This is a genomic window from Kitasatospora sp. NPDC057738 (assembly GCF_042798815.1).
Lineage (GTDB): Bacteria > Actinomycetota > Actinomycetes > Streptomycetales > Streptomycetaceae > Kitasatospora > Kitasatospora lactacystinica.
This window is the reverse complement of sequence record NZ_JBHVJT010000043.1, coordinates 58,616-64,750: the sequence shown is the minus strand read 5'-3', so window position 1 is coordinate 64,750 and position 6,135 is coordinate 58,616. Positions and strand designations below refer to the sequence as shown.

Sequence of the window (6,135 nt, the reverse complement as noted above, 5' to 3'; positions counted from 1 at the left end):
CGTATTTAGCGGTGTGTTGGGGGGTGGGGTGTTACCGTTGAACGCCGGGTAGGAGTTGGGGTGTGTGGGTGCCCCCAAGACGTCCGGACCTGGGTCGGGGGCCCCGCCCCCCCCCTCCCCCCCCCCCGCTTCCCGCCGTGCCCCGCCGAGAGGAACCGCCCATGACCGCCACCCCCGCCGAGAAGCCCGCCGCTGTGCAGCCCGCCGCCGAGAAGAAGCCGGCCGCCAAGGGCAACCCCGCGTCCTACTTCCCCGCCATCGAGAAGAAGTACGGCCGCCCGATCGAGGAGTGGAAGGACCTCGTCCGCACCTCCCCGCTCGCCAAGCACATGGAACTCGTCGCCTGGCTCAAGACCGAGCACGGCCTCGGCCACGGCCACGCCAACGCCCTCGTCGCCCACACCCTCGCCGAGAAGGCCGCCTGAGCCCGGCGGGTCGTCGCGATGATCGGCGGCGCGCCGGGAGCAGCGGGGACAGACCGCAGGCCCGGACCGCGAACGGTTCGGGCCTGCGGTTCGGGAAGGCGGATCGGACGTCGCGGTACATCTCCTCCAGGCATGCGAGGACGCGTTCGGGGCCGCGTACGACGGCCTTGAGCTCCGCCTCGATCGCCCCGCGTGTTGGACCCGGCCATCGCATGGCCAGAGTCGGAAGGACTTCGGAGGGGGCGCCGGGGGACGTCCTTGCCCCACTAGGCTGCAGTTATGACGATCAAGGCTGTGGTGTTCGACGTTGGGGAGTGCCTGGTCGACGAGACCCGGGAGTACGGCACCTGGGCCGACTGGTTGGGTATACCGAGGCACACATTCGTAGCCCAGTTCGGCGCGGTGATCGCGCAGGGCCGGGACTACCGGGAGACCTTCCAGATCTTCGCCCCCGGCTTCGACCTCTATGAGGAACGCGAGAAGCGGGCGGCTGCCGGCCGGCCGGAGACCTTCGGTGAGGACGATCTCTACCCGGATGTTCGAGGCGCCTTCGCTCAACTTCGGGCGGACGGCCTGTGGTTGATGATCGCCGGCAACCAGACCGTGCGGGCCGGGATGATCCTTCGCCGGCTGTTCACGGACGATGTCGACCTGATCGGCACTTCCGACGACTGGGGCGCGAGCAAGCCGGACCTCGCCTTCTTCGAGCGCGTCACCGAGGTGGTACCTGCGGAGCCGCATGAGATCCTCTACGTCGGTGACCGGCTCGACAACGACGTGCTCCCCGCCCGGGCGGCAGGGATGCGGACGGCGTTGATCCGGCGCGGCCCGTGGGGCTGGATCCAGCAGCAGGACCCGGCCGCGGAGCAGGCGACGTTCCGGATCGACTCGCTGATGGAACTTCCGGACCTGATCGCCAAGTTCAACGCTGAAGTGAGCTGAGCGTCGCCGACCAGGAGTAGAGGCGGTCGTCCATGCGTTGGACGGCCGCCGTGTCCTGCCACGGGGCGAGTGCCCGCCGGGCCTCGCGCACGCGTTCCATGCCAGTTGCGTACCAGGTGATGGCCAGCTGGTCGAGGGCCTGCTCCAGTAGGGCACACGCCTGCTCTGGTCGCCGGGCTGAGGCCTCGACCGACGCTAGGTCGGCGAGTACTACGACGCGTTGCTTGCCGTCAGTTTCCGGGAGTTCGGCGAGCGTCTGCTCCAGTGTGGTCCGGGCCTGCGGAAGCAGACCGGCTCGCAACTCGGTGTTGCCACGGAACGCGTGCAGCCGGGTAGCCGAGAACCAGGTGAACCAATCGGGTGGCAGAACGTCGCTGCGAGCGGTGAGTACATCCTCGGCGTGCCGCAGCAGAGCGAGAGCGCCGCGATGGTCGCCGCATCGAGTGAGGCACTCGGCCTCGACTGCGTCGAGCCAGGACAGTACGTCGGTGGATACCGGGGCCCGACGAGCGTAGGTACGGGCAGCGTGCATACGTTCCCGCGCGTCGTTGAGGTGGCCGGCCCAACCGGGCACGAACGCGCTGTGAGCGAGGATTGCGGCACCGAGCAGGTTGTCGTCCGCCTCACCGGCGGCCTGAAGTGCGCGTACAAAGGTCGAGTCAGCAGCGTCGGGCTGCCGTAGGTCGAAGAACTCGATTCGGCCGAGCAGCAGCAGCGACTCGGCCAGGGAGGCGGCCAGCACTTTGCGGGCAACTCCGTCTGTCTCCCCGAGTAGCACGGTGCCGAGATCGGCATGTGCGGCCACCGTTGGGTGCAGCGCGGCTGGCGCCGTGGACAGGTAGAGCCGGCGGTGAGCTTCGGTGACTATGGCGTAGTCGGAGCCGACCGTCCCTGGCTGGCTCCCCTGCGGTCCGTATGGCCGAGGTAGCGTGCCGCGGAGGGCTGTTGACGCTGCACGAGGCGTGGCTGCAGGTGCGGCAACGCTCGCAGTCATGGGCCGGGAACGGTTCCACGGAGCACGGAAGCCCAGGTCCTCAATCGGCTGCCGTAGGACGTGAGTCAGGAGGCGTTGGTAGTCCTCCCCGGGCCAAGGGGGCGTATCGGATTCCCAGCGGCGAATCTGGCGCACGCTGACGGAGGCTCCGCGAAGGCCAAGCTGTCGGGCCGCCCGGGTGAGGGCGTCGGCCAAGGCCTGCTGGCTGGCGTAGCCGGCGGCTTGCCTGGCTGCTTTAAGGGCGGTGTTGGGCACAGTCTCCTCCGCGCATGCTGATGACGAATCAACCCTACGGACTCGCAGGACGTTTTGGGGACTCATCAGGCGCATGGCAGAGCTGCATGTCCTCTGTGTGTCCCTCAAGAGTCCTCTGCAAGGCCTTCAGGACGTCCTTTGGGCGGGCGACGATTAGTCCGGTCACCAAACGGTGTCGCCAGATTACTGACAGTAGGTTTGCGTGCTTGAGGCAGAGCAGCCATGCCCGACAGGTCCGGCCGGGCCCCAGCCGGCCGGGCGGTCGTCGCACACTCCGCATGCCTCGGAGGCGATTCGTGGCATCCGTCGTGAGCCGGCCCCTGTCGCCACCCGGCGTCGCGATCGAACTCAATGTCCGCAAGGGCGTTCGGTAGGTATCCACCGAATACCGGCTCGACGCGGTGATCTCTTGCAGCGTCCGTCCAGGCCACTGGGTGGCGCTGTGCCAGACATTCGCAGCCCGATGCCGCACTTCCTTCGTGCACCCTTCCGTCCTCTGAGGTCCCCCGTGTTCATTGCCCGCCGCCCCCGTATGTTCGTCGCGCGCCTCGACTCCCGCCCCGAATCCGCGCCCCTGGCCCGCTACCTTCTCCGCGCCTACCTCTCCGGGCTGCCCTCTGGCGAGCGCTACTGCGACACCGCCGAACTGCTCCTGTGTGAACTCTTCGCCAACGCCGTGCGGCATTCCGACGCGCCCTCCGACCGGTACATCGAGATCCGCTTCGCCCTCGTGGACTCCCGTCTCCGGCTGGAAGTTCACGACGCGGGATCCGGCCGGCCGTCCCTCCGTGCCGCCGCGCCGGACGACGAGCACGGGCGCGGCCTGCTCCTCGTCAACGAGCTCGCCGAGCGCTGGGGCTGCTCCCCGCGCCCAGGCGGCATCGGCAAGTACGTCTGGACCCTCATCGCCCCTGTCTCCGTCCCCGTCACCGCCTGAAAGTCCGAACCACCTCATGCACCTCAGCACCCTCGCCCGCCACACCCTCGCGCGCGGCGCCACCCCCGCCGCCACCTACGCCCTCCTCGCCCGCCTCGGCCACAAGCCCGCCCCCTGTGCCCAAGCCGTCTGCCTCGCCCTCGACATCCCCCTCCCCGACATCACCCGCCGCCTCGCCGAGTGCCACAACGCCCTGCTCGCCGGCCCCCGCCCCGACTCCGAAGCCGACACCGGCGAAGTCCTCGAAGCCCTGGGCATCTTCGACGTCCCCAAGGAACTCACCCCCACCGAACAGGCCGTCGTCGGCCACTTCCTGACTGCCGTCGACGCGATGGGCGGCATCCGACCCGGCCACCACCACGGCCTCCAGCGCTGGTTCACCACCGGCAACCTCACCGCCGCCTACCTCTCCCTCGCCGCCACCCACCCCCTGCCCCGCGCCGGCGACCCCACCCGCTACTGGAACTCCCTCACCACCGCAGGCGAACTCCTCGCCACCACCCCCAATCCAGACACCCGCATCCGCTACGCCCTCACCCACTGCCGCACCCAAGTCGCCATCCACACCTGAACCGCGCGCAGGAAGCCGACCCCGCCCGGCGGTCGGCGCCGCCGCATCACCGCCGGCGCGTGACGGCGATCATCCCCGGGCGGCGATGAGTTCGCGGTGGGGGGCCACTCTTCCCCCCCTTTCCCCCCCCCCGCCCCCCACCGCACTTCTTCGAGAGGACCACGCTCGTGGCCATCGCCGCCGTGAAGGGCCCCGCCTCCTGCTTCCCGTCCATGGAGAAGAAGTACGGCTGCCCGATCGAGGAGTGGAAGGACCTCATCCGGGCCTCCCCGTTCACCCAGCACATGGAACTCGTCGCCTGGCGCAAGGCCGCCCACCTCACCGTCGTCGAAGGCCCGTCGAAGGCCCGGCACAGGGGCGGACCCTCCGTCCCTGACTCCGGATCCGACGAGCCCGTGTGAGAAGTCGGCCCGGTCGACTTCTCACACGCGCACGGCCAGGCCCGGCGCCTGCCGCCCCGCCCGCAGGCGGACCCTCCCTCCGCGACGAGCTCCGGGCCCCGTCCGGCGGATCGACGTCCGCTCCCGGAGGCGGCCGGTGGCGCCCACCCGCCGCCCGACGACTTGCCAGCCGTCCGGCGCTCCCCGACAGTGGGCGCGGGGAGTCGGCGATCACGCCGCTCAACTCCGCTACCGGGACAGGGGATCGGCATGGCAAGGCAGTTCAGGGAGCCCGCGTTCGGTGCGCTCCACCGCAGTGCTTCCGTCATCGGCGTCCCCGGGCTGCTCTGGCAGCTCGGGCGGCGGTTCGTCCTGGTGTTCTGCCTGGTGCTGCTCGTCGGCCTGGTGGTGATGCGGCCGGACAACGCCGTGATCAAGACCGCGATCGTGGTGGCGATCGTCCTGGCGGTCTACGGCCTCGCCTTCGCCTGGCGCTGGGCGGCCGGGCGGCTCGGCATCCGCCAGTGCCGCCTGCACGAGGACGGCGTGGCCGTGACCGACCTCCTCGGCGGCGTCCGGGACGCGGTCGCGTGGCGCGACCTGGCGACGGTCAGGGAGGTCGGCGCGACGGGCGTCCTGACGTCCTTCCGCCGCTTCGAGTTCCAGCACCGGGCAGGACACCTGGCGATGGCGGTCGTCGTCCCCTCGGTCCACCGCGCCTTCGCCAAGGACCTCATCCGCCTCGCCAACCGGAAGATCGGCGCCCAGGGGTCCTGATCCGTAGACCGCCGGAGTTCACGGGAGTTCACGGAGGTCACGGGCGCCGGGCCACGAAGACGAACTCCCGGCCCGGCCGGTCGGGCGCGTCGCGGACCTCCTCCACCACGAAGCCGTGGGCGGCCAGATCCCGCTCGACCTCCTCCCGCTCCCGGAAACGCAGCGTCGAATCCGAGGTCAGCACCTGCCCGTCCGCGGCGAACACGTACGTCCACCGGAACGACACCAGGGGCCAGCGCACCCCGGTCAGGTCGACCCAGCTCTCGACGGGGCCGACCCCCGGGACGTCCGTCACCCGGTGGGAACGCCCACGGGTCCACTCCTGCCAGGCGCGCGCGGCCGGGTCACGGGTCTCGAAGACCAGCCGCCCGCCGGGCCGCAGCGCCCCGAAGGCCCCCCGCAGCGTCCCCTGCCAGTCCCGCGGACCGACGACGGCCTGGGCGACGTTCGCCGTCATCGTCGCCAGGTCGACCCGCAGCGGCGGCAACTGCGTGGCGTCACCGTGGATCCACCGCACCCGCCCGCCGCCCGGCTTGGCCCGCGCGACCTCCACGGACGCCGGTGCGGGATCCACGCCGACCACCTCGACCCCGCGCCCGGCCAGCAGCAGTGCGAACACCCCCGTGCCGCAGCCGATGTCCAGCACCCGGCGCGCCCCGAACTCCCGCACCATCCGCAGGTAGGCGTCGAGATCACCGCGGTCCGGGTCGAGCGGGTCGTAGACCGCGGCCAGCCGCGGGTGCCCGAAGCATGCGTCCACCATGGGTCGAACCTAGGCGAAGCCCCACCCGGCGCCCAACGGGTCGGCGCCACTTCGTCCACGGCCGGCCGAAAGCCGGCCCCGTCCCCCGCCC

General features: G+C 70.8%; 8 protein-coding genes. 6 read left to right on the top strand and 2 right to left on the bottom strand.

Annotated elements, in window-relative coordinates; translation table 11 throughout:
- Window positions 1-161 precede the first annotated feature (161 nt).
- Window positions 162-425 carry a DUF4287 domain-containing protein gene (locus ACFVGO_RS23255; protein WP_359906618.1) on the top strand — a complete coding sequence of 88 codons (264 nt, stop codon included), beginning with the start codon at window positions 162-164 and terminating at the stop codon, window positions 423-425.
- A gap of 279 nt (window positions 426-704) precedes the next feature.
- Window positions 705-1,367 carry an HAD family hydrolase gene (locus ACFVGO_RS23250; RefSeq protein WP_380633797.1) on the top strand — a complete coding sequence of 221 codons (663 nt, stop codon included), beginning with the start codon at window positions 705-707 and terminating at the stop codon, window positions 1,365-1,367.
- Here the strand turns inward: ACFVGO_RS23250 and ACFVGO_RS23245 are convergent.
- Complete coding sequence (locus tag ACFVGO_RS23245) at window positions 1,348-2,109, bottom strand: transcriptional regulator (RefSeq protein ID WP_380633795.1); 762 nt, start codon at window positions 2,107-2,109, stop codon at window positions 1,348-1,350. The two genes, ACFVGO_RS23250 and ACFVGO_RS23245, sit on opposite strands and share 20 nt — an antisense overlap.
- Before the next feature lie 1,039 nt (window positions 2,110-3,148).
- Between ACFVGO_RS23245 and ACFVGO_RS23240 the strand changes: the two genes are divergently transcribed.
- From ACFVGO_RS23240 to ACFVGO_RS23225, 4 genes are all read left to right on the top strand, one after another.
- Window positions 3,149-3,553, top strand: coding sequence for an ATP-binding protein (locus ACFVGO_RS23240; RefSeq protein ID WP_380633793.1), 405 nt, complete (start codon window positions 3,149-3,151; stop codon window positions 3,551-3,553).
- A 16-nt stretch (window positions 3,554-3,569) separates the two neighbouring features.
- Window positions 3,570-4,124, top strand: coding sequence for a hypothetical protein (locus ACFVGO_RS23235; protein WP_380633791.1), 555 nt, complete (start codon window positions 3,570-3,572; stop codon window positions 4,122-4,124).
- Window positions 4,125-4,291: 167 nt separating this feature from the next.
- Window positions 4,292-4,525, top strand: coding sequence for a DUF4287 domain-containing protein (locus tag ACFVGO_RS23230; protein ID WP_380633789.1), 234 nt, complete (start codon window positions 4,292-4,294; stop codon window positions 4,523-4,525).
- 249 nt (window positions 4,526-4,774) lie between these two features.
- Window positions 4,775-5,281 (top strand): hypothetical protein, encoded by a 507-nt coding sequence (locus ACFVGO_RS23225; RefSeq protein ID WP_359906615.1) that lies wholly within the window; start codon window positions 4,775-4,777, stop codon window positions 5,279-5,281.
- 37 nt (window positions 5,282-5,318) lie between these two features.
- Here the strand turns inward: ACFVGO_RS23225 and ACFVGO_RS23220 are convergent, their stop codons facing one another.
- The gene (locus ACFVGO_RS23220; RefSeq protein ID WP_380633787.1) at window positions 5,319-6,044 is read right to left on the bottom strand and encodes a class I SAM-dependent methyltransferase; all 726 of its coding nucleotides are present in this window, start codon (window positions 6,042-6,044) and stop codon (window positions 5,319-5,321) included.
- Window positions 6,045-6,135: the final 91 nt, after the last annotated feature.